This window comes from Veillonella sp. S13054-11 (genome assembly GCF_002959795.1).
Taxonomy (GTDB): Bacteria; Bacillota; Negativicutes; order Veillonellales; family Veillonellaceae; genus Veillonella; species Veillonella parvula_E.
The window spans coordinates 69893-94155 of the sequence record NZ_PPCY01000006.1 but is presented as its reverse complement, the minus strand read 5'-3'; the positions used below and the strand labels follow the sequence as shown (position 1 = coordinate 94155).

24 protein-coding genes are annotated in these 24263 nt (G+C 38.4%); all 24 read right to left on the bottom strand.

Annotated elements, in window-relative coordinates; genetic code table 11:
* Nucleotides 1–372 precede the first annotated feature (372 nt).
* Nucleotides 373–1578: a putative porin gene (locus tag VPHSUH08_RS06850; RefSeq protein ID WP_105087057.1), complete on the bottom strand. Its 1206-nt coding sequence runs from the start codon at nt 1576–1578 to the stop codon at nt 373–375.
* Nucleotides 1579–2175: 597 nt separating this feature from the next.
* Nucleotides 2176–3438: an S-layer homology domain-containing protein gene (locus VPHSUH08_RS06845; protein WP_004695518.1), complete on the bottom strand. Its 1263-nt coding sequence runs from the start codon at nt 3436–3438 to the stop codon at nt 2176–2178.
* Nucleotides 3439–4016: 578 nt separating this feature from the next.
* Nucleotides 4017–4601, bottom strand: a complete 585-nt coding sequence (gene lepB / locus VPHSUH08_RS06840) for a signal peptidase I (protein WP_004695516.1) — start codon at nt 4599–4601, stop codon at nt 4017–4019.
* 9 nt (nt 4602–4610) lie between these two features.
* A complete protein-coding gene (locus VPHSUH08_RS06835) occupies nt 4611–5480 on the bottom strand; it encodes a YitT family protein (RefSeq protein WP_058948515.1) in 870 nt (289 codons plus the stop codon).
* The gene (locus VPHSUH08_RS06830; RefSeq protein ID WP_105087076.1) at nt 5470–5997 is read right to left on the bottom strand and encodes a hypothetical protein; all 528 of its coding nucleotides are present in this window, start codon (nt 5995–5997) and stop codon (nt 5470–5472) included. Before VPHSUH08_RS06830 ends, VPHSUH08_RS06835 begins: the two co-directional genes overlap by 11 nt.
* 117 nt (nt 5998–6114) lie before the next feature.
* Nucleotides 6115–7329 (bottom strand): DUF3084 domain-containing protein, encoded by a 1215-nt coding sequence (locus VPHSUH08_RS06825; protein ID WP_004695510.1) that lies wholly within the window; start codon nt 7327–7329, stop codon nt 6115–6117.
* Between the two features lie 33 nt (nt 7330–7362).
* Entirely contained in the window at nt 7363–8454 is a 1092-nt protein-coding gene (locus tag VPHSUH08_RS06820; RefSeq protein ID WP_105087056.1) for an LptF/LptG family permease, read from the bottom strand.
* Between the two features lie 8 nt (nt 8455–8462).
* Nucleotides 8463–9182, bottom strand: coding sequence for an LPS export ABC transporter ATP-binding protein (gene lptB, locus VPHSUH08_RS06815; protein WP_004695507.1), 720 nt, complete (start codon nt 9180–9182; stop codon nt 8463–8465).
* 9 nt (nt 9183–9191) lie between these two features.
* Nucleotides 9192–9914 carry an LptA/OstA family protein gene (locus VPHSUH08_RS06810; RefSeq protein ID WP_004698437.1) on the bottom strand — a complete coding sequence of 241 codons (723 nt, stop codon included), beginning with the start codon at nt 9912–9914 and terminating at the stop codon, nt 9192–9194.
* Between the two features lie 12 nt (nt 9915–9926).
* Nucleotides 9927–10463, bottom strand: a complete 537-nt coding sequence (gene lptC / locus VPHSUH08_RS06805; RefSeq protein WP_004698432.1) for an LPS export ABC transporter periplasmic protein LptC — start codon at nt 10461–10463, stop codon at nt 9927–9929.
* Nucleotides 10450–11382: a lysophospholipid acyltransferase family protein gene (locus VPHSUH08_RS06800; RefSeq protein ID WP_004698446.1), complete on the bottom strand. Its 933-nt coding sequence runs from the start codon at nt 11380–11382 to the stop codon at nt 10450–10452. The genes lptC and VPHSUH08_RS06800 overlap by 14 nt, the downstream gene beginning before the upstream one ends.
* A gap of 14 nt (nt 11383–11396) precedes the next feature.
* Nucleotides 11397–11918, bottom strand: a complete 522-nt coding sequence (locus VPHSUH08_RS06795; protein ID WP_004698460.1) for an HAD family hydrolase — start codon at nt 11916–11918, stop codon at nt 11397–11399.
* A complete protein-coding gene (locus VPHSUH08_RS06790) occupies nt 11918–12889 on the bottom strand; it encodes an SIS domain-containing protein (protein WP_058948513.1) in 972 nt (323 codons plus the stop codon). The genes VPHSUH08_RS06795 and VPHSUH08_RS06790 overlap by 1 nt, the downstream gene beginning before the upstream one ends.
* Before the next feature lie 11 nt (nt 12890–12900).
* Nucleotides 12901–13719 carry a 3-deoxy-8-phosphooctulonate synthase gene (kdsA, locus tag VPHSUH08_RS06785; protein ID WP_004698452.1) on the bottom strand — a complete coding sequence of 273 codons (819 nt, stop codon included), beginning with the start codon at nt 13717–13719 and terminating at the stop codon, nt 12901–12903.
* The gene (kdsB, locus tag VPHSUH08_RS06780; protein WP_004698512.1) at nt 13720–14451 is read right to left on the bottom strand and encodes a 3-deoxy-manno-octulosonate cytidylyltransferase; all 732 of its coding nucleotides are present in this window, start codon (nt 14449–14451) and stop codon (nt 13720–13722) included. It abuts the gene before it with no gap.
* Nucleotides 14452–14495: 44 nt separating this feature from the next.
* Entirely contained in the window at nt 14496–15608 is a 1113-nt protein-coding gene (gene lpxK / locus VPHSUH08_RS06775) for a tetraacyldisaccharide 4'-kinase (protein ID WP_004695492.1), read from the bottom strand.
* Between the two features lie 54 nt (nt 15609–15662).
* Nucleotides 15663–16967: a 3-deoxy-D-manno-octulosonic acid transferase gene (locus VPHSUH08_RS06770; protein ID WP_060919871.1), complete on the bottom strand. Its 1305-nt coding sequence runs from the start codon at nt 16965–16967 to the stop codon at nt 15663–15665.
* 2 nt (nt 16968–16969) lie between these two features.
* Nucleotides 16970–18700: an ABC transporter ATP-binding protein gene (locus VPHSUH08_RS06765; RefSeq protein WP_024061012.1), complete on the bottom strand. Its 1731-nt coding sequence runs from the start codon at nt 18698–18700 to the stop codon at nt 16970–16972.
* The gene (gene lpxB, locus VPHSUH08_RS06760) at nt 18693–19835 is read right to left on the bottom strand and encodes a lipid-A-disaccharide synthase (RefSeq protein WP_105087055.1); all 1143 of its coding nucleotides are present in this window, start codon (nt 19833–19835) and stop codon (nt 18693–18695) included. The genes VPHSUH08_RS06765 and lpxB overlap by 8 nt, the downstream gene beginning before the upstream one ends.
* Entirely contained in the window at nt 19835–20671 is an 837-nt protein-coding gene (locus VPHSUH08_RS06755; RefSeq protein WP_004695483.1) for an LpxI family protein, read from the bottom strand. The genes lpxB and VPHSUH08_RS06755 overlap by 1 nt, the downstream gene beginning before the upstream one ends.
* A gap of 330 nt (nt 20672–21001) precedes the next feature.
* Nucleotides 21002–21814, bottom strand: coding sequence for an acyl-ACP--UDP-N-acetylglucosamine O-acyltransferase (gene lpxA, locus VPHSUH08_RS06750; RefSeq protein WP_004695481.1), 813 nt, complete (start codon nt 21812–21814; stop codon nt 21002–21004).
* Nucleotides 21815–21834: 20 nt separating this feature from the next.
* Nucleotides 21835–22260 carry a 3-hydroxyacyl-ACP dehydratase FabZ gene (fabZ, locus tag VPHSUH08_RS06745; RefSeq protein ID WP_004695477.1) on the bottom strand — a complete coding sequence of 142 codons (426 nt, stop codon included), beginning with the start codon at nt 22258–22260 and terminating at the stop codon, nt 21835–21837.
* Nucleotides 22257–23096: a UDP-3-O-acyl-N-acetylglucosamine deacetylase gene (gene lpxC, locus VPHSUH08_RS06740; protein WP_004695472.1), complete on the bottom strand. Its 840-nt coding sequence runs from the start codon at nt 23094–23096 to the stop codon at nt 22257–22259. The genes fabZ and lpxC overlap by 4 nt, the downstream gene beginning before the upstream one ends.
* Nucleotides 23097–23359: 263 nt before the next feature.
* Nucleotides 23360–24262: a lysophospholipid acyltransferase family protein gene (locus VPHSUH08_RS06735; protein ID WP_004695471.1), complete on the bottom strand. Its 903-nt coding sequence runs from the start codon at nt 24260–24262 to the stop codon at nt 23360–23362.
* Between the last annotated feature and the right edge of the window lies 1 nt (nt 24263).

Below are 24263 nucleotides of genomic sequence, written 5' to 3'. Positions count from 1 at the left end.
TCTATGTAAAGCCTTAATACCTATGTTCAGCCTTATCAATAAATATTTTCTATTTTAAAAGTTTCATGAACTCAGTAACAACCTAACTTCATGAATATCTTTTCATTTTAAGGTTTTATACAAAAATTTTTTTTATTAGACTTAAAATCCCAACATTACATTAATATTACTAATCAATTAAATATTTATTCATTAATTTAAAGAATAAGTCTAAAGCTATATTATCATTATATTTATTTGCTAAAAAAGAATATCCTACTTACGCTCTATGTTAAATTGATAATACTCTAGGATGTTCACCGTGTATATTAATCTTCAAACTACAAAAAAGAGACTCCCGAAGGAGTCTCTTTCATATAATTAACTATCAAATTAGAATTTGTAGTTAAGTTCTGCACGGTAGAAATCGCTAAGATCGGAACCGCTTTGAGTTTTCCAGTCGAAACCGTAGTTAGCGGACAAACCAACGTTGTTTTGCAATGCATAGTTAACAGTTGCCATCCAACCTTTAGCATCTTGAGTGTAAAGATGATTATAAGTAGTATCTACGATAGGTGCATTTTCTTTTTGGTTAAAGTATTGACCTTTCACATCCCAAGTACCTTGTTTTTTGATGTCATAGTTACCATAACCTACGCCAGCAGTCCAAGCTTGAGATTTTTCAAGGTTGGAAGCTTTCAACCATTCACCACCAACCCAAACTTTATCGAAGTTAGCATCAGCATTGAAACCATAGATGTTTTTAACATCATCGGATTGGTTTACGCGATCATAGAAACCGCCTACCATAGTGTTTTTACCAACTTTACCAGTTAAGCCAAGGTAAGTATCAGTTACGTTTTCTTCTTTAGTCAAACCAGCTGCTTCACCGGATACCATATAACCGTAAGCTGCTTGAGCTTGGATTTTGTCGTTGCCAACGTTCAATTGAGCACCGTCGAATGTGCCGTCGAACATCAAGCCGCCACCGATAACTTGACCGAAACGACCAGCTTTCAAGGATACGCGTTCGCCGAATTTGTGGTTAACATATGCGCGATCGATTGTAGCATTTGCATTACCTTCAGTAGTGGAGTTACCCAATTCGAAGTTACCAGAAGTCAAACGAACTACTGCGTCAGTGCGATCATTTACTTTTGCGTTGAATTGTACACGTGCACGAGCGTCAAATTTGGATTTAGCATGTTCAGCATCACGGTAACGAAGACGAGCATCACCAGTAACTTTTACATTACCAACGCGGTCTTCCAAGCGAGCTACACGAACGCCCAAGTTGTTCAATTCGTTGGAGAATTCATCAGCCAAGCGGTTGATCATTGCTTGTTGTTCAGCGTTAGCGCGGTCTTGGTTAGCCATAGCTTTAGCTACCATTTGAGCCATTTCGTAACGAGTGATGTTATTTTGGCCTTTGAAAGTACCATCTGGGTAACCATTGATAACACCAGCGTTAGCCAATTGAGAAACTGCTTGGTATGCCCAAGAATCTGGAGTTACATCGGAAAATGGGTTAGCCGCGAATGCAGTAGTTACACCCAAAACTGCTGTTGCTGCAAAGATTGCTGCGAATTGTTTTTTCATAGTTGAATTCCTTCTTTCTGAAAAAAATAGAAAATAAAATGTTACAAGTCATAACATTCATATTCTACTCAGTTCTTCAGATTAAGAATTTCAGGAGTGTCCATGTTTCCTCACTATATTCTACATCGAAGTTCTTCGTTTCATATGTTTGCTACTTCTTGTACGGTGATATTAGCACAACCATTTTTTCATGTAAACCCTTTTTTCTCATTTCCATTCTCATCAATTGGATTTTTTCAACTTAAAATGCTTACTATATTAGATTTTATCTGGTTTTATAGATTCATTTTTTTATCACAAAAAAATTTAAATTTTTTTGCTTTCCTATTAATCGAGAATTATCATCATAATTACCATTAACTTTTACTTATAAATAACATCACCTTTAATAAAATATATAATAATTTTATATACAAGATTTATTATATATATCTAAACGATATTGAAATAGTATTGCTATATAACTACATAAATGATTAAATAAAAAATATATATTTATGTTACCATATATATACTATTATATATAAAATAATTCATAATACTTTTATGCAACAAAAAAAAGACTTCCGAAGAAGTCTTTTTTTGTTTGTGAGGGAATTAGAATTTGTAATTTAATTCTGCACGGTAGAAATCGGAAAGATCATTACCGCTTTGGTCTTTAGAGTTGAAACCATAACCTGCGGATAAACCTACGTTATCTTGTACTGCGTAGTCTACGCTAGCCATGTAACCTTTGTAACCATTAGATGTATTTGTTAAATCATATGCTTGATCCCAAGTGGAACTTACGATTGGTGCATTAGCTTTTTGGTTGAAGTATTGACCTTTCACATCCCATGTACCTTTTTTAGCGATGTCGTAGTTACCATAGCCAAGACCTGCTGTCCAAGCTTGAGAATTATCTACGTTGGAAGCTTTCAACCATTCACCGCCAGCCCACAATTTATTTTTACGGAAGTCCGCATTGAAACCGTAAACATCTTGTTTATCGGAATTAACTGTTACACCATTGTGGTTCAAGTTGCCGCTAGATAATCTGGAATAGAAACCACCAACGGAGGATTCTTTACCAACTTTACCTTTTAAGCCTACATAGGATACAGATGGGTTATCAGATTTGGAGTTGCCATCAGCAGCACCATCAATCATATAACCATATGCACCTTGTACTTGAACTTTATCATTACCTACATTTAATTGTGCACCATCAAATGTATCATCGTACATCAAACCGCCACCAATTGTTTGTTGGAAACGACCAGCTTTAGCAGATACGTTGCTACCAAACTTGTGATCCACGTAAGCACGATCGATTGTTGCTTGAGAACCTTTAGTAGAGTCACCAAATTCGTAATTACCTTTTACACGAACAACTGCTTGTGTTTTATCATTTACATTAGCGTTGAATTGTACACGTGCACGGCCGTCAGTTAAGGATTTACTATTAGCTTTGTAAACGCCTTTGTCTTCAGAACCTTGGTAACGGATACGAGCATCGCCAGTTACCTTTACATTACCTACACGGTCTTCCAAGCGAGATACTCGAACGCCGAGGTTGTTCAACTCGTTAGAGAACTCATCTGCCAAGCGGTTAATCATAGCTTGTTGTTCAGCGTTAGCACGATCTTGGTTAGCCATAGCTTTAGCTACCATTTGAGCCATTTCATAACGAGTGATGTTGTTTTGGCCTTTGAAAGTGCCATCTGGATAACCATTAACAATACCAGCTTGTGCCAATTGGGATACTGCTTGATATGCCCAGCTGTCTGGAGTTACATCGGAGAATGGATTTGCAGCAAATGCTGTTGTTACACCTAACACTGCTGTTGCTGCTAACATTGTTGCGAATTGTTTTTTCATAATGAATTCCTTCTTTCTCATAAATAAGAATTTATATTTGCAGAAGACATTCACTACATAAGTAGTATCACTATGAAAGATGTATTAGGAGTGTCCATGTTTCCTCAACTAAATTATCTATCTTAGCTCCACTTCTTTGTAGCGTAGCCTTTCTGTTGATGTGAATATACCACCACCCCAAAACTTTGTAAAGCATTTTACACAACTAAATCTTATGAAATTTCTTTCATGAATAAAAATTATCCTAAAAACATAGATTTTTACTGTATTTCTAAAAATTTAATTTTACAAAATTTCATTTTATAGACTAAAATAATAGATAATTTTATTATCTACATCCATAAATTTAATAATTATTACTTATTAAATATAAATCATATAATAAATATAGTTAATTTATATATTTGAATTGTTTATTTTCTATAAGATTACTAAGTGATATATTTAGATTCAACCTAGCAGTCTCGGTAAATTTTATTTAGTATACATTTCACAAGATACAACGTAACTTAATCCTTCTTAACTTATAAAAAAGCCTATCTACGATGAAAAACATCATAGATAGGCTTTCACGATTATTAAATTGCATAAGAAACAAATCCTAAAATATGATCAACAGGAACTGGTCCGATAAACCGACTATCACTAGAATGATTGCGATTATCCCCCATCACAAATACATGACCTTCAGGAACTGTTACAGGTGTAGAACGAGTATAATTCATTTTTGTATCTTTTGTATATGGCTCTTGTAATTTCTCTCCGTTACGCCATACATACCCATCTTTAAACTCTAGTACATCACCAGGTCTACCTATTACACGTTTTACCCATACATCATTTGTTTGAGCTGATTTATTGAAAACAGATGCATAGTTCATCAATGGTTCTTTTACATCATCCACCCATGTACGAACACGATTAACACGACTATCAATAATAACAATTTGTCCATATTCGGGCATATCATTCATTATGTGATGCCATTTGGTAACAATCAAATATTGTCCATTGTGTAATGTATCATCCATTGATTCCCCAGATACTCTAGTAGGTTGAATCAAGAAAATATGAATTACCATAGCAATGATTAATGCCAATGCAATAGCATAAATCCAATCTAATATCTCTTTTACTATTGTATTACCTAACTTATTACTCATAGTTTCCTCTTAATGACCACCTTTCGTAAATCTCCCACCAAAGACATCATGTACGTCTTGGATTGTAATAAATGCTGTAGGATCTACTTCATAAACGGTATCCTTTAATCTTGTAATTTCTAGCCGCGTTACCACAGAATACAATACATGTTTCGGTTGTTTTAAATACCCGCCTTCTCCGTACATAATAGTAACACCACGATTAAGATTAGCATTTAATGCATCGGCAATAATCTTGGAATTATCTGCATCGGTAATAATCATAACCCCTTTAGATTCTTCAAGGCCAGTTATGGTCACATCAATCATCTTATAAGCAATAAAATAAGCGATTAAGGAATACATGGCACTATTCCAACTATATACAAAGCCCGCTGCTCCAAGAATAACTAAATTCATGGCCATTACAATTTCGCCTACAGAAAAGGTGGACCGTTTATCAAAAATAATAGCTACAATTTCAGAGCCATCTAATGAGCCACCATTACGAATAATAAGACCTACCCCAATACCTAAGATTATACCACCAAAGATAGATCCTAAGAATGGATCTGTCGTAATCGGTGTAAAATCATGAGCAAAGTTAGAAAATATAGCCATCCAGACAATGGAGAACAATGTAGATAAGGTAAAGCCTTTACCGATTGCTCTATAGCCTAAATACAAGAATGGTAAATTGATAAGTACTACGAAAATACTAAAAGATATACCAGATAGTTCCGCAGCCATCAATGAAATACCAACTACACCACCATCGATGATGCTGTTGGGTACTAAAAATAAATCTAAGCCCACCGTATAGATGAAGGCCCCTAAAATCATCATTACACAACGCATAATAAGGTTTGACCAGTTACGCGTTGAAGTTTCATTCGTCATGATTATCTCCTTTTCCGTATAACTGCTCCATAGCATGTAATCTTTTCTCTTCTAACTCACTTGAACTCATAGTTTCTTCTTTGATTGCCGCTTCGTTCTGAGCTAATTGCTTCGTATAGCGTAAGCCAATAACGAGAGCCGTCAAATCATCTACAGGTTCTGGTGGAAATTGCATAGATGTAGGAATAATCTTACGCCACCCTGTAGGAGGATTATATTGCCAATATAATTTACGGGCTTCCTCTGTACTGTGAGATTCATCGATTAAACTAGTTGTAATCTTGTGATTGCGTCCAATTTGTTGAAGAGAAGGATACAAATGTTTATGATTTGTACCATTTCCACAAACGATATGAACGATACCATAATATTCAGTTAAAACACGCTCAATATCTTCATTGAAGGTATTTGAAGAAATAATTTTACGGTATATCATCTCACCGGAAGGTGAGACTATAGCTATACCAGTTTTCTCATTTCCTGGATCTACTGCTAAAATATATGTATTTTCAGTCATTTGATTATCCCCTTTATAAGTACAGTAGTTATATTTTAACATAAAAAGAAGGTCTTATGTTAAAAATTACATAAGACCTTCTTTTGTAATGTATGAAACCAACATACCTTCATCATATTAATTAGTTTGTATTTTTGCCTTATCATTAAAATCTGGCATTTGAGTAATACGCAACTTGAGATGAACAGGACCAGATGAATATGTATCGCCATCACTATAAGCTTCCACATGAACCTTACCACGCATAGTGCTTATTCTCTTAATGGCTGTAAACAAATCATCACCAGGTATCGTTCCAATATCACCTGATAAGGAATCAGGAATAATCCCCTTTGCCTTAGCACGCTCATTAACTTGTTTCAAGAATTGAAGCATAGAAGATTGAGCATTAGTCCCCCCATCAATTACTGTAGAGTGAATTACCTCTCCATTTTTATAGATAAATTGTTGTGGATATACTTGAATAACGGCAACTGCAGGTTCACCTGAAATAATATTTCCTGCAGCCACAACTTGAACCACCATAGGGGTTTTGGAATTGATTAACTTTTGAGTAGCTACCTCAACATTTTGTCGATCTACATACACAACGGATTGACCATTATCCTCTATACCTAATCGGCGCAAAACAAGTTTATTTGTATCATCGATAATATGTTTAATAGCATTATTACTATCTTCTTCACTTAAACCAGGTCGTACAACAGCTTGTGCTAATAGCTGATCTACTTGGAAAAGAATGGTTCCTTCCCGTAAATGAATGATGCCATTTTGCAATTGTTCTTGTGTATTTTGTAGATTCTTAATATGGGCTTCCATCTTAGCACGTGTTGCTTCAAGCTCAGCTACCTTTTGAGATACCTCTGCATAAGAGGCTTGTAAAGATGCCAGCTCAGCTTCTGTTGCATCTTTAGCAGCTTGTGCACTCGCCAATTCAGCTTTTGTAGCCTCAACTTCACGGCGAATTTGTTCGATCTCAGCCATCCGCTCTTCAAGCTCTTGTTTATTTTGTTCTAACAAAGCCTGTCCACGAATCAGTTCTTGCGTCTTTGCAGCGACCTCATTATTCAACTGCTTCATATCAGCTCGCAACTGATCCATACCGAACAATGCGGTTCTTACACTTTGAGACGTAAAGGTTAATACTCCAACCGTAGCTGCTGCAACTAAAAGGCCTGTCACAATAGTGACTATAATAGATGTGTGCTTAGGTCGTAATCCAAAGAGGGACATACGACGTTTACCAATTTTAGTGCCCAGCTTATCCCCCATGTAAGCAATGAGACCACCCATAAGAGCGATAATTATTAAGATTTTGACACCTACTAACATCATGTCCCTCCTTTCTCCTAAGAATACAATCTGTTATTTCGATACGCGCCAATTCAAATACAATCCTGCAATAATACCTAATGTATCCGGTATTAATGCAGCCAATATGGTTGGCAATGCTCCACCTTTCCCTAATGCACCAGCAAAGGTCATCACCCCATAATAAATAAAGATGATGAGAATACTAATACCAAAGCCGATAGATGAACTAGAGCGTTGTTTTTGAAGGCCTAAAGGTGCACCTACGAGAGCAAATACAAAACTTGCCAACGGAATTGTGAAGCGTTGGTACATTTCCATTTCAAGTTTATTAGCATTAGTATAAGCAGCCTTATAAGCTCTGATTTGGTGACGTAACTCCTTAATCGTCAATTCCTCAGGCTTACGTTGATCTTGTTGAATATCTTTTGGAGCAGACTTAATCGGCAAGGATTGCTCCTTAAATTTCATGGTACGTTCAACACCATTACCAGCTGATAAATCATAGATGATACCATTCTGCATCACCCAATATTGACCATTCCAAATAGCCGTATCTGCATTTTCAACTTGTTGTAACTTGCCACCCTCCCCAAATTGTTGAACCGTAATCATGGACAACTGTTTGGTTTCAGCATCATAGCTCTTAGCATACATCAATGTGCCTAGCTCATCACCATTCATCGTTTTTAACACGATATGATTTTGTGTTTGAGGTGATGCATTTTTCATGATTTGTTCGCGCACAATCGTTTGATACATATGATTTGTACGAGGCACAACAAATTCATTAAATGCTACAGCCCCAATGGAAATGATGAGTGCAATAATATATACGGGCATGGCCAAGCGTAAAAAGCTTAGTCCACCAGCACGCATAACAACGATTTCACTAGTGCTACTCAAACGACTAAAGGTCATAAGAGAAGCCAATAAAACCGACATTGGGAATGTTAAGATAACAATACTTGGTAAAGCCAAGACAAATGCTTGCATGACAAGCAACAATGGCGCTCCATATTCAGTAATATATTGAGCAATCCTAAACAATGTGCCTGTACCAATAAAAATACTAGTAAAAGCAAAAACCCCAAATAGGAATGGGCCTACAAAGGCTTTTAAAATATATTTATCTAATAATCTCATAGCCCCTCCTATAATTTAAAGTTATCCCCTAAATAATGTTCACGAGCGATTGGATCATTCGCAATTTCATCAGGGGTACCCTCTAGGAGGATTTTACCACTACTCAAAATATAAGCCTTATCTACAATCCCCAATGTTTCACGAACATTATGGTCTGTAATCAAGATACCAATACCTCGGTTCTTAACATGTAAGATAATTTGTTGAATGTCAGCAACTGCAATTGGATCGACACCTGCAAAAGGTTCATCAAGAAGGATGAAATTAGGCTCTAAGGCGAGGCAACGCGCAATTTCTACACGACGTCGTTCACCACCAGATAATTGCATCCCCATACGGTCACGGACATGTCCAATATGAAATTCTTCAATCAATGATTCCACGATAGCTTCAATCTCATCAGGCTTTTTTGCCGTAATCTGTAGCATGGCACGAATGTTATCTTCTACAGACATGGAACGAAAGATTGATGCCTCTTGTGGTAGGTATCCAATCCCTTCAGCAGCCCGTTTATACATAGGAATATTTGTAATATCCTTGCCATCAACGGTAATGATGCCAGAGCTCGGTCTTTCAATGCCTACAATCATATAAAATGACGTAGTTTTACCGGCCCCATTAGGGCCCAATAGACCTACAACTTGGCCTTTATCAACGCGTAGACTAACCCCATCTACTACATTGCGTCCGCTAAAGGTTTTAACTAAGTTTTTGGTTTCTATATACATATATTATCCTTATTTATTCGGAACAATGACGAGTGTACTACGTCCACCTAATGTTTCAGCAGAATCATCAGCTAAACGAATTTTCAGTTCCGGTGCATTCAGTACATTACCATTTTGAACGGCATGCGCAGAACCCGATAAGAGTACCACTCCATCATTTTGGTTTGGCGTTTGTGTATATGTAGCTCGGTCAGCAGAACCAGACACGTTTCGTTCAGGATTAGAGAAGGTAACATTACCTTGCGCTACAGCACGAACTTCCTTCATCCATCCTTCTACCTTATCACCGGTTAAGGTTGTCCCTTCAGCAATCAAACGGGCATTGCCTGTAACAAGACCGTATTCAGAGTCAGTACTATACTCAACACTGTCGCCAAAGATTTGGCGATCAGCACGTTGTAAATGAACGCTACCATTAGCAGTGAATTTATTATTATTGTAACTGTGAACCGCTTGAGCAGACATGGCCATATCAGAACCAATCATAGATACACCACCATCAAGATTTGCTTCTTGAGTTTTTGTATTGTACCAACCCTTGGCACCAGTCATAGTTTTATCCGCTTGGGTAATAACAACATTACCTGTTGCATCTGCACGACCTGAATTGCCATCATAAGACAATGTATCAGCGCTGATAGTCAACGGATCATTTGCAGCCCAAACTGTAACAGATGCGGTCATGAGTACAGCTAATATAGCCATACCAATCTGTTTTTTCTTATTCATCATATTTCCTCTCAATTACTTCTTTGTTAATTTCGCATGTCCAATGGCTTTAATAATTTTTAAAGACATATTGCCCTCAAGCTTGTCACCTGTGAGGGTTACATCCTTACTGTTATAAGTGAAAGCCGTTTTAGATGTCAATGTTTTCGTTTTGTTATCAAAATGAAGGGCCTCAGTTTTAAATTCTGCACCTTCCGTATTGGTAGCAGTAACGCCTTGATCAATATCAAGAGAGTTTCGATCACCCGTCAGTACAGCATGAGGAGCTGTAATCGTAGTAGTCACATCATCTTGATAGAACAGACCTTTCAAATTGGTCAGAACGATAGCTTTTGTACGCGGGTCATATTCAATCTTCTCAGCCGATAATGCCCATACTAACTTGCCATCCTTTTCCTCTTGCAAGTCCGCACCTTGGAAATTAACGAGTTGTCCACTTTGATTTTGAGTGGAATTAGCCTCATTAGAGTCTTTCATAATAAATACAATAAGACCGATTAGAGCTAATACTATAGCGACCACAATGGCAATTAACTTTTTATTGTTTTTCATGCGCTCTCTCCCGTATAGCTATCTTCTTATCGTAATCAATAATTTGATCCATCTTAGTCATCCAACGATGTTGGAACCAAAGCCACTCATCTGGATGTTCACGAATAAATTCTTCCGTAACACGTACACAGGCTTCAGTTAGACGATACATATCAACATCTTCATCGCCAGTTTCCTCATAATGTAATGCCGGCAAGATATGAACGATATGTCCTCCTTCAGGCTTACGAGATGCAAAAATAGGTACTACAGGAGAGCCAAATTTCTTTGCAAATGTTGCTGGTCCCATAACAGCTGATGAATCTTGTCCCAAAAACGGAACTGGTAAACCATTTATATATCCATCTTGGTCAGCTAAGAATCCAAGAAGTTTTTTCTTTTTTAAAGCCTTAGCAGCAGAAACGATTTCGTTGCCACCACTAGCAAATACGTCAAGCCCCACCATCTCACGATATTCATTCATAAGGCGTGTGAATTGAGCATTAGGTTGTTTCTTAACAATTGTAGTGGAAGGATATCCATGAGCCGCCATAGCAGCCCCCATCCATTCCCAGTTGCCTACATGGCCGGTAAGAACGATAACTCCCTTATCTTCAGCAATGGCCTTTTCTAAATGTTCAACACCACGCATCTCTATGTGTTTATTGATAAAGGATTTCGTCAGGTTTGGCATGTATAATACTTCCATAACACTGCGACCGAGATTTTTGAACAACTTATTAATTAATTGTTCCGCCTCTTGATCGTTCATATTCATGCCAATTTTAATATTATTTATGCCTCTAAGCTTTTGCTTCTTCGCTATTAGCCCATATACAGGACCTAAACAAGCGCCTATGAGCAAAATGAGCTTGTATGGTAGTCGACAAACAAGCCAACTAATGCCTTTAACTAAATGGTATTGCCATTCGTTATTCATTCTGCCCACCTCCTTTATTGTCCATGAGCATGGGCCTCTCGCGCATAATCTGCAACAACAGAATCCCATAAACCTTGATTCTTCAGGATATATTCTACAGCCTCTCTAACAGCACCATGTCCACCATTGACGGTAGAAATAAATTTAGCTATTGATTTAACCTCTAATACCGCATTATTTGGTGCCATCGGCAAACCTACGAGTTGAAGAGCTCCTAAATCATTAAGATCATCACCCATGTAAGCAACCGAAGCTAAGTCGATTTGATGTTTTTTACAAAGAGCTCTTAATACTTCAGTTTTATTAGCATGCCCCATAAGAAGTTCATCAAAATGCAATTCCTTTGCACGGCGCTCTACCATAGGAGATACACGAGCCGTAATAATTGCTAACTTTATCCCTGATTTACGAGCCGCAGTCAAGCCTAAACCATCTTTTACAGAAAAGGCTTTGAGCTCTTCTCCAGTCGATGTATAAATTAGAGTGCCATCTGATAAAACTCCATCAACATCGAGAACAATCCATTGAATATTCATTATACAATGCCTCTACGCAATAAATCCGTAATGTGAACAATGCCAAGACATACATTATTAGTATCAACCACAGGTAATACGGTGATAGGGCGAGGTTGATTTTTCTCCATCAAATGAAGCGCTTCTGCGGCCAATTTATCCTTTGTAATCGTACGCGGCATAGACGTCATCATATCCTCTACGGGCCATTCTAAAAAATTGCTGCCAGAATCAAGTCCACGACGCACATCACCATCAGTCACTAGACCTAACAAATGTCCTTCTTCATCAATAACATTTGTAGCACCTAACCCTTTTTCTGTCATTACAAAGAGTGCATCACGAACGGTAGCCCCTCTAAATACTGTTGGATTATCATCGCCACCATGCATGATATTTTCTACAGTCAACAATAATTTGCGACCTAAGGAACCACCTGGATGGAATACAGCAAAGTTTTCTGGAGTAAAATGATGGCGTTCCAATAAACATACTGCTAATGCATCACCTAGTGCTAGAGCAACAGTAGTACTTGTAGTAGGTGCTAAACCCAATGGACAAGCTTCTCGTTCTACCTCTGCCAACAATACAATATCAGAATTTTTTGCTAATGTAGACTCTGGTTTCCCTACAACACAGATTAATTTAGCTCCTATGCGGCGCAGAGACGGCAAAATACTAATGATTTCTCCTGTTTCACCACTATTAGAAAATGCTAACACTACATCATCTTCAGTAATCATACCAAGATCACCATGCACGCCTTCACCAGGATGCATAAAAAGTGCCGGTGTCCCTGTACTAGCCAAGGTAGCCGCAATTTTACGACCAATATGACCAGATTTCCCCATTCCTGTACATACTACACGGCCCTTACAAGCCAAAATCATATTTACAGCATTTACAAAATTGTGATCCAAACGAGAACTTAATTCTTCAATAGCACGAGCTTCCTCATGAAGCACCTGTGCCGCTTGTTCTAAAATAGTCACAAATACCGCCCCTAACCTTTTACGATTTTATCAATAGCTACTAAATCACGAAGCACAGCTTCAAATTGATCTAAATACAACATATTAGGACCATCAGACAATGCTTCCTCAGGATTATCGTGTACTTCAAAGAATAACCCATCTACGCCACTAGCCACAGCCGCACGTGCCAAATTTGGTACAAATTCACGGTTACCACTAGATTTAGTCCCTGCACCACCTGGTAATTGAACGCTATGAGTAGCATCAAAGATTACTGGATAGTCGAAAGAACGCATAATTGGGAAGGATCTCATGTCAACTACGAGATTATTATAACCAAAGCTAAAACCACGTTCGGTAAGCATAAGATTTTCATTACCTGTTTCTTTCATTTTATTAAGAACATTTTCCATGTCCTTAGGAGCCATGAATTGACCTTTTTTAACATTTACGCATTTACCAGTTTTAGCAGCGCCGTAAACAAGATCAGTTTGACGGCATAAAAAAGCTGGAATTTGTAGAATATCTAATACTTCAGCTGCAGGTTCAATTTGCTCGATAGAGTGAATGTCACTGACAACGGGCACATTGAGTTCCTTCTTAATAGAAGCAAGCATTTTTAACCCTTCCTCAAGACCTGGTCCACGGAAGGAACTAAAGCTAGAGCGATTAGCTTTATCAAAGGAAGCTTTAAAGATATAGGGAACACCTAAACGTTCGCATATCTCTTTTGCTCGTTTACCGATAGCTAATGTGCGGTCATAGTCCTCAATAACACATGGACCTGCAAGGACAAATAAACCCTTGCCGCCACCCACAGTAATATCTTTAATTTGAACTGTTTTCATTTATTTCTCCTCTTGCTCGTAAATTGCATTAACACGAGCTAAGTCTTCAGGTGTATCAACACCGATAAATCGTTTATTTGTCAAAATAACACGAATTGTATAACCGTTCTCTAGAGCACGTAATTGTTCTAGAGATTCTGTTCGCTCCGCCGGAGTTGGCTCCATCTTAGCGTAGTTTAATAAAAACTCTCTACGATATGCATAGATGCCAATATGTTTTAGTGGCGGACGCACAAAATCATGGCGAGGATATGGGATTAAAGATCTAGAAAAATACATCGCATCATTACGATTATTTAAAATGACCTTTACCGCTGATGGCTCCTCGTACTCTTCCTCTAATAAAGGAGTAGCTACTGTGGCCATCTGCAAGTTTGGATCTTCCTCAAATAGACGTGCCAAGTCATCAATAAGATTTGGATCAATCATCGGTTCATCACCTTGGACATTGATAACAACATCTAAGTCTGTATAATGACTAGCAACCTCTGCTAATCGATCCGTTCCTGTAGGGTGATTAGGATCTGTCATCATAACAGTTCCCCCAAACTGTTGTACTGCAGAATATACGCGGTTATCATCAGTGGCTACAATTGTACATACTGTCTTTGTAGCTTGTGATACCCTTGCATAAACCCGTTCAATCATAGGTTTACCTGCAATATCAGCTAATGGTTTGCCCGGTAATCTTGTAGAACCATAACGCGCAGGAATAACACATCCAAACTTCACGATAAAACCCCATTTCTGTTATTCGTGTATCTTATTATTATACACTAAATCTCTAAATTTTCTATGAATTCTTGTTTTCCAGAAACAAATTCAATCCCTATAGATAGCACCAGAATCGGTATTTTTAAGTCTTCAATTGCATGCAACTGACTTAACTTAACTGCATCCTTTTCTGTAATACAAATAGCATCAGCTTGATGAGCAAATGCTTGTTTCCAAATCTCAACTACATCATCATTTGAAAAGTCATGATGATCTCCAAATGGCAAGGTATGAACAACGTTATACCCTACATCAGTTAACGTTTGTGTAAAGGATTGAGGGTTTCCGATTCCACTTACAGCCATAATGCGTTGTTCCTTGTAAGCATCTACAGAAGCCCCAACAGAACCATTAGCCCACTCATCTAAGGTGTACATAAATTGCGGTTTATGTGTTGTTTCATAGACAGGTATATTGGGAATCATCTGAGTTAATCGCTTTCGAATGCCGGATACAATACCTGGTGCTACTTGATCAACCTTAGTAAGAACGATAATATCCGCGCGCTGTAAACCACTAAGGGGTTCACGTAATAGTCCCCGTGGTAACACATGTTCATAGCCAAACGGATTGGATGCATCAATTAGTACAATATCAATATCTCTTGCTAGTGCACGATGTTGAAATCCATCATCCATAATAAGACAATCGGCACCTAGCTCATTAATAGCGATTTCTGCAGATTTGGAACGTTCACGTCCAATAATTACATTGGATTTTTGTAAAACCTTAGCCAGTAACCAAGCCTCATCACCACTGATAGATGGCTCTACAAGCATTGTTCCGTCTTTAGAAATAATAATATTTTTGTTATTATCTTCTGCACGGTACCCACGACTAAGAACAGTAGGATGAAGGCCCTTCTGAGTAAGCACATCACAAATAAATCGCACCATCGGTGTTTTTCCAGTACCACCAGCCGTAATGTTGCCAACGCTGATTACAGGCACTGTAACTTTCGTAACGCCTTTACCCTCATCAAATCGAGCATTGCGTATTGATACAGCTTTCTCATAACCTTTACTCAAAAGGCCTAAACTGGAGCGAGCTATATCACCTAATACGGATTGATCTTCACCACTAACGATGGATTTGAATAATGCTTCCCCACTCATAGGTGACGCCTCCTATTATGTAATACAGTAAACTAATCTACAAATTTAGTCTTACTACGGAATAATTTGATGTTTCTCAAATAGCAAACGCAACTCTTGTGTATTACGTCGCGTAGCACCACGATTTTCTTTAATGATATCCAGGCAGTTTTGCCCCATCTTTTTAGCCAAGTCTCTATCATTACATAACCGCAAGACCATAGCGGTTAACTCTTTTCCATTCTTCACTTGCTCACAAGCATTTCGGGAGTTTAATAAGGCGAAAATTTCTTTAAAGTTAAACATATGAGGCCCAACCAAAATTGGCTTACCATGTGCAGCTGGTTCCAAAATATTATGGCCTCCAGTTTTAACAAGGGAACCACCAACAAAGATAATATCGCCTAAGCTATACAGTCGTCCAAGTTCACCAATGGTATCTAAAACAACAACGGGAATGCCTTCGTGAACAGGCTCCTTCATATCGCTACGACAAATAGCACTCAATTCATAACGCTTTGCAATATTTTGCACATCATGACCGCGATAAATCTCACGAGGTGCAATCAATAAACGAGCTTGTGGATACTCTTTCAATACTTGCTTGAAGGTTTCAAAAATAGCCTCTTCTTCACCTTTGTGAGTACTACCTGCAATAATGATAGGATGATTATTCCCAAAGCCAAATTCATCGAGAAGAGCTTGTTTTTCTTCATATGATACGGTGGCATATGTTTGATCGTATTTCATATTACCTGTTACGGTAATATCAGGTGTATGAGCACCTAAACTTTCAATATACGCCGCATCAAATTTGGACTGCATGCAAAAACGCTCAATAGAACGTAACATTTCACGTGTAAAAGCACTGATATACTTATAACGTTTCATACTGCGATCTGAAATGCGTCCATTAACCATCATAACTGGAATATTTTCCGATTCGGCGATACGCAAGAAGTTTGGCCAGATTTCAGTTTCTACAAGTAAAATAGTAATCGGCTTAATAATATGTAAAATTTTACGAGTTAAATATGGTAAATCAAGGGGAAAGAAAATAATTCCTTCTGCTTCAGGAATGATACGATGAGCCATAGCATGACCAGTAGCAGTAACTACAGACACGACCACAACAGCTTCAGGAAACTCCTTTTTGACTTCTTTTACCAATGGACTGGTAGCCACAATTTCCCCTACAGAAGCGGCGTGAATCCAAATAGCACGACGCCCTTCAATTTTTTTTAATAGTGAAGCTGGCATATAGCCTGCACTCTGTTTGATACGCTCATAAAATCCATCTTCAAAGGCAAGTCGGTATAAAATAACCGGAATCAAGCCAATCCAATAGAATATGAGCAATACGTTATATATCCAGTACATGGTTATCCTTTATTGGAGAATTGAACGGAATAAAGATGGTTGTACAATCCGCCGTCAATAGCTAATAGCTCTTGGTGAGTCCCCTGCTCTACCAAGCGGCCTTGATTGAGTACAACAATTTGATGAGCATTTTGAACAGTGCTCAATCGATGGGCAATAACAAATGCCGTACGCCCTTTCATAAGGCGATCTAACGCCTCTTGCACAAGTTTTTCACTCTCCGTATCTAAAGCAGATGTAGCTTCATCTAGAATTAAAATACGAGGGTCTTTTAAAATAGCGCGTGCGATGGCAACGCGTTGACGTTGTCCACCAGATAATGAACTGCCTCGTTCGCCTACAATTGTATCGAGACCATCAGGCATCTTCTCAACGAACTCAAGTACGTTAGCCGCTTTAGCCGCTTCATACACGTCTTCATCAGTAGCATCTAAACGTCCATACAAGATATTCTCTTTAATTGTAGCATTGAATAATACGGTTTCCTGTGGTACAAGACCAATTTGTTCACGCAAGGATTTAAAAGTAACATCTTTTATATCGTAACCATCAATTGTAATAGAACCACCTGTTACATCATAGAAACGAGGTAGTAAGTTCGCGAGAGTTGTCTTACCTGCACCAGATGGACCAACGAGGGCCACACTTTCACCAGCCTTAACAGACAAGGTAAAATGTTCTAAGGCAGCCTTTTCTCCATCATAGGAGAAAGAAACATCATTAAACTCCACATTGCCGGTAATAGCAGGCAATGTAATAGCATCAGGTTTCTCCACAACATCTGTTTTAGTATCTAAGATCTCAAATACACGATCAGCAGCAGCCAACGCCTTTTGAATATTACCATATACTTGACTCAAACGTTTTACGGGATTTGACAAGTTAATAGCATAAATCAAGAAAGCAATCAAAGAACCTGCAGTAATAGCACCTGTTACTACGGAGTAACCACCGTACCAAAGGATGACCGCTACAGCGATTGCCGCAGAAAACTCAACCATTGGGCTTAACAAGCTAGTCAATTTAGTAGCTTTGATAACTGCTTTAAAATTGCGATCATTTTCATCTTCAAAGCGCTTACGCTCAAAATCTTCACGAGCAAAGGATTTTACAACGCGAACTGCACTAATTACCTCTTGTAAAAGTGCCGTAATATCAGCTACACGCCCTTGGACATCATGCCCTGCCACGCGAAGCTTCTTACCAAAAACATTGATAATCACTAAAACTACGGGAACCGTAATAAAAGTAACTAACGTCAATTTCCAGTCAATGAGAAGCATGGACACCAAGGAACCGATAAGTGTTACAGATTCAGTGATAAAAGAAATCAAGTTATCTACCACGGCCGTTTGCAATGCAGCTACGTCATTTGTAAGATTACTCATGATAACGCCCGTCTTACGACGATCGAAATAGGATAAGCTTAATTTTTGTAGATGATTAAAAATAGCCTCACGTACATCGATAATCACGCGCTGTCCGATGTAGGACATGTTATAAGTTTGACCATAGGTAGCAAAGCCACGAATTAGGAAAATGAGTATAATAGCACCTACAATAAGGTTCAACATAAACATATTCTTTTCATCTAATACTTGGTCTACTACATTCTTAATTAGCCAAGGTACTACCAAATAGGCAGCAGCAGCGACAATCATGCAGAATACTGCAAAAAGCATTCGCTTATAATAAGGCTTTACAAAGTATAAGAGCCTAGAATAACTATTCATTACATTTCTCCTTACCGAGATTATATACAAGATGTGCTACCCGTTTTACTGCACCCGGCTCACCTAATTTATGACGTACTTCGCGCAATTCACTGCGCATAGCTTCATTTTTGTCTACATCGCTGAGCAATGGTTCTACCAAAGACACAATTGCGTCTGGAGTGACAGCATCTTGTAATAATTCGGAAATGACTTCTTTACCCGCTACAATATTAGGCAAGCCCACATGTGTTACATTCACAACCATCTTACCAATACCATACGTAATTGGAGATACACGATACAATAATACCGTTGGCAATTCCATCATCGCCGTTTCTAATGTAGCCGTTCCTGATGCAGCAAGGCACACATCACAAATCTGCATCAAGTCATATGTATGGTCTTCCGTAATCGTAACAGGCACCTTATGAGCATCGATAAATTCTTCTAGCTCACTTCGATCAATTGTATGTGCTCGAGGCAAGAAGAATTGAATATCTTCATGCTTCGCCATCAATTGCTCACCACTTTTTAACATCGTATCAAGTAAGGATAAAACCTCTTGTTTACGACTGCCTGGCATGAGCAATACCTTTTTAGCCTCTTTGCGAGCCCCGAAGTATGCTTCGGCCGCATCCTTAGTCATCGTAGGATGTACGATGTCGAGTAAAGGATGCCCTACAAAATCTACATTACATTTATACTTGCGATATGCTTCAGCTTCAAATGGAAAGATAGATGCTACCTTAGTTACATACTTACGGATTGTATTACCTCGACTACTATGCCATGCCCAAATCGTTGGAGCAATATAATACAAAACAGGAATCCCCAGTTCATGAGCCACCGCAGCTAATTTCATATTAAAACCTGGGTAATCTACACAAACGAGAATATCTGGTTTCTCCTTCATCATGACGCGTTTCAAATACGTGCGCAACTTAAAGAATTTTGGCAATGATTTCACAATCTCTACAATACCAATGACACCAAGATTCTTAATATCATACACGATACGAACACCAGCACGCTCCATCAAGGTGCCACCCATACCAAACATTTCTACAGAAGGATCTATTTCTCTCAATGCATTGGCTACACTTGCCGCATGAGTATCGCCGGAAGCTTCACCGGCGGAAAACATGACTTTCATTATGCATCCTTTCTGGAATTTACAAATTCTTGGTCAACAGCACAGATAACAATACCATGACGATCTGCCATATCAAGCACATCTTGTTGTTGTACGAAAATAGTCTTTTCCGCTTCTACAGCTAGTACCTTACAACCACTATCAATCATAGACATGAGCGTTTTTATGCCTACTGCCGGCACATCAAAGCGTACATCTTGATTTGGTTTTTCGGTTTTAACGACAACCGCATCCCCACGGCCGAGCTCGCCACCTCGTAAAATACACTTATCAGTACCTTCAATAGCTTCAATAGCCATGGCCGCCTTATGCTTAACAACAACAGTTTGACCTATATCAAGGGCACCCATTTGTTTAGCTAGTTCAAAACCAAAACAAATATCAGCCCATTGCTCATCTGTAGGTTGTGCTTTTGAAAGCACTCCAACCTTTGGCATAAATGGTTTTAAGTATACGGTTTGATCTAATACTTTAAAGCCTTCTCGCTCTATTTCATCAACGATGGCAAGCATAATCGTATCATCTTTACGATTTTTAAGACGCTTTAAAACACCTAATGTTTTTAAATCAGGAAACGTAAGACCTTTAAAAAGAATCTCTTTAGTAACTTTCCCAAGCATGGTTAACTCTTCAACCTCTTCTTTTTTCAAGGTTTTGAAGATTTTACCTAGTTTAGCAACACCAATATCGTAGAAAGCATCAGCCTCAGCCTTTAGAGCCGGGTCTATATCAGGTACCACACCGATAACAACCACCTCGTGGCCCAATACATGAGCGGCACGCATGAATTCTACAGGCAAAACACCTATGCCCGCAATTAATCCTACCTTTGCCAAGACTATACCTCCTAGATGGCCTCACGGCCTATATATCAATTAGTAATTTCAAGTTCCCTATGAAAAGGCCTAAAAATAGACATAATCATATACAATATATTGTACTATAAATAGCTACTTTTTACCATTAAAAAGCCATGGTTTATGCCCTTTTCTTCATCATTTTATTATAATTCCCTTATTCCTTTTAAGCACTAAAAAATCTACGATTATATCTATCAAAACTTTTCTATAAATATAAAAATATAATGTAAATTAATCATTGATATAAAACTCAACTAGTGATAATGCACACAAAAAGACCTCGTACATTGTACGAGGTCCTCATAATTAGTCGCGACGAGTACGCATAATTCCCCTATCAGCATTGCGTAGGAAGCGTAATAAATTTTCAATTTCTACGGAAGAATCCAATTGTAATTCCATTTCTTCAATCGCCTTAGATAAGCTGAATCCAGAACGATAAATAATACGGAATGCCTGTTTCAAATCACGTCGTACATCTTCGGAAATTCCTGCACGAGATAAGCCTACAGAGTTTAGACCGATAACACGTGCCGGTTGACCATCAGCAATTACGTAAGGTGGGATATCTTGTACCACCTTAGCCATCCCGCCAACCATTGCATTACGACCGATTTTAACAAATTGATGAATACCTGCAAGGCCGCCAATAACCACGCGATCTTCAACGATAGCGTGCCCTGCAAGACCAGCACAATTACTCATTATTACATTATTACCAACGATACAGTTATGAGCCACATGTGTACAGGCTTGAAGTAAACAATTATTGCCTACACGTGTTTCTTCACCTTCACCAGTAGCGCGGCTAATAGTTACGAATTCACGAATAACCGTTTCATCGCCAATATTACAATAGCTTTTTTCGCCTTTAAATTTTAAATCTTGCGGTTCCAACCCAATAGATGCGTTAGGATAAATTTCACAACGCTTACCAATGGTTGTCCAACCACCAATTACAACATGTGCACCGATTTGTGTGCCATCGCCAATCTCGACATGTTCGCCGATAACAGCGCCAGGACCTACGATTACATCTTTGCCCAATTTAGCATTTGGATGGACTATGGCTGTACTATGGATGTTGGATTCCGCATTTTCCATGCCTACAACTATCACTACAATCACTCCTCATTCTATTATACAAGGGCAAACATGTATTCACCGCTAGCGCACAATTTGTCGCCAACATAGGCACGGCCTTCAACCTTGCCCATTTTACCTTTAATTTTAACAATATCTACCTCCATGCGAACTTGATCGCCAGGTTTTACAGGATGGCGGAAACGCACTTTATCAATACCTGTAAACATAGGAGTAAGACCACGATTTTCCTCAGGGTACAATAATGCAATACCACCGACTTGAGCAATAGCTTCAGTCAATAATACACCTGGCATAACGGGGTTCCCTGGAAAGTGACCTTGGAAGAACAATTCGTTGAATGTAGCATTTTTAATACCCACAGCACGTTTCATAGGTTCTAACTCAACAATGCGATCAACCAAAAGCATTGGGTAACGATGAGGTAAAATTTCTAAAATATCTTCGTGATTAAGAATCATGGCTGTGTCTCCCTTATTTCTTCCATTATACTGCGAGCCAATCTTGAATTTAATTCATGACTCGATTTCAAAGCAATTACATGGCCTTCAATCGGTCCTAACAAGAATAAATCCCCTATAACATCTAATGCTTTATGGCGAACTAATTCATCCTCAAAGCGTGGTATAGATAGACATTTCTCATCATCATAGACTAATGCATTATCTAGGCTACCGCCTTTTGCAAGCCCCATGGCCTGTAATTGTTCCAATTCCTTCATAAATCCGATAGTCCTAGCCGATCCAATGTGTGCTTTGAAATACTCAGGCGATACTTCAAAATCACATTGTTGCGTACCAAGCAACGGATGGCTGTTAATTGATGTAAAAGTCATGCGATAGCCATCATATGGCAAAATCACAATAAAACGATCCCCATCATAAACAGCATGAGATCGAGTCACTTTGTATATATGACGTGATGCTATTTGTTCTTCAATGCCAGCCTCTTCAATAAGATTGACAAAAATAGCACTACTACCATCACCTACAGGAGGTTCTGGAGAATCCATTTCAATATAACAGTTATCAATATTCATAGCACTGAACGCTGCCATCACATGTTCAACAGTAAATACCTTTGCTTCACCATTTTCCAGCGTGGTAGCGCGCATAGTGTTCGTCACATTATCAATGTGTGCTCGCACAGAAGGATGCCCTTCAATGTCCGTGCGGACAAACACAATTCCTGTATCTTCAGGTGCAGGCTTAAAAACCATATGTACTGGTTCACCGCTATGAAGGCCAATCCCTTGATATGAAACAGCCTTTTTTATTGTTTGTTGTGGCTTACTCATAAGAATGTCCTTTCATAATCCGAATTCACGTTTACTATACACCAATATGTATTATACCCTATTTGCATAGGCGTTACAAGAAATTTACCATATATTACGCTAATTGGAAAGACTATTCTTAGTCTTTAAAATTTTAATAGATTATTTTTAAACACTAAGTTATAAGTTATAAAATAAAAAGAGATTTCATCCATGCTAGTAGGAATCAGTTTCATCTTGAAGATTCCACAATCGCATAAACAAAATCTCTTTAAAATTATTAACTATTGAAAAACATCAGGTGGTGTATCTATTTGTTCACCATAAAAACGACGAGTCCATTTCCAACGGTTATGAAGCCAGAACCAATCTTCAGGATATCGTCGAATATAATCTTCAATAAACTCATTTAGACGAGTTGTTGTTACCGCTATATCACGCTTTTTATCATCTGTACGTTCCACATAAATTGGTGGATGTGCTTCAATCTCATATTTCTCAGAAAACGGGCTATAATGTATGGTTACAAAAATAATAGGCACATCTTGCATACGAGCCAGTACAGCTGGCCCCGCAGCCGTCAATGTTTCATAGCCAAAGAATGGTACAAGAACGCCATCATCACCAGGGTCCTGATCCATAATAAGGCCTAAAAATGCACCTTTTTTTAGTTCATTAATCATTTCACGAACACCTGTTTTATAGGTCACATGTTGATGCATAATCCGACGATATTCATTGATAAACTTATCGGCATCACCATTCTGTTTCATAGCCACAGAAATCAGCGGATATCCTTCAGAAGCAAGAACGCCACCTAAAAGTTCCCAGTTACCACTATGAACAGCAGCTAAAATTGCACCTCGACCATTTTCTAAGGCATCATCTAAGTACTCTCGATTAATAAACTCCACCATATCTTTGTATGCGCCATCTTTAATTTCAGGATAGCGCAATACATCAATAATCATACGGCCAAAGCGTGTAGTACTAGCTTTCGCAATACGTCGAGCTTCTTTAGGATCATCTGTAATATTACAGAATAAAATTTGGCCTATCGCCAGGCGCTTGCGTTTAGGTGGCACCACTAACCACGCAATTTCACCAAGCAATGTACCAATAGCATATTGCAAACCTTTAGGTAATAAGCAAATAAAGGCACTAAAGATTTTCATAAACCTATACATG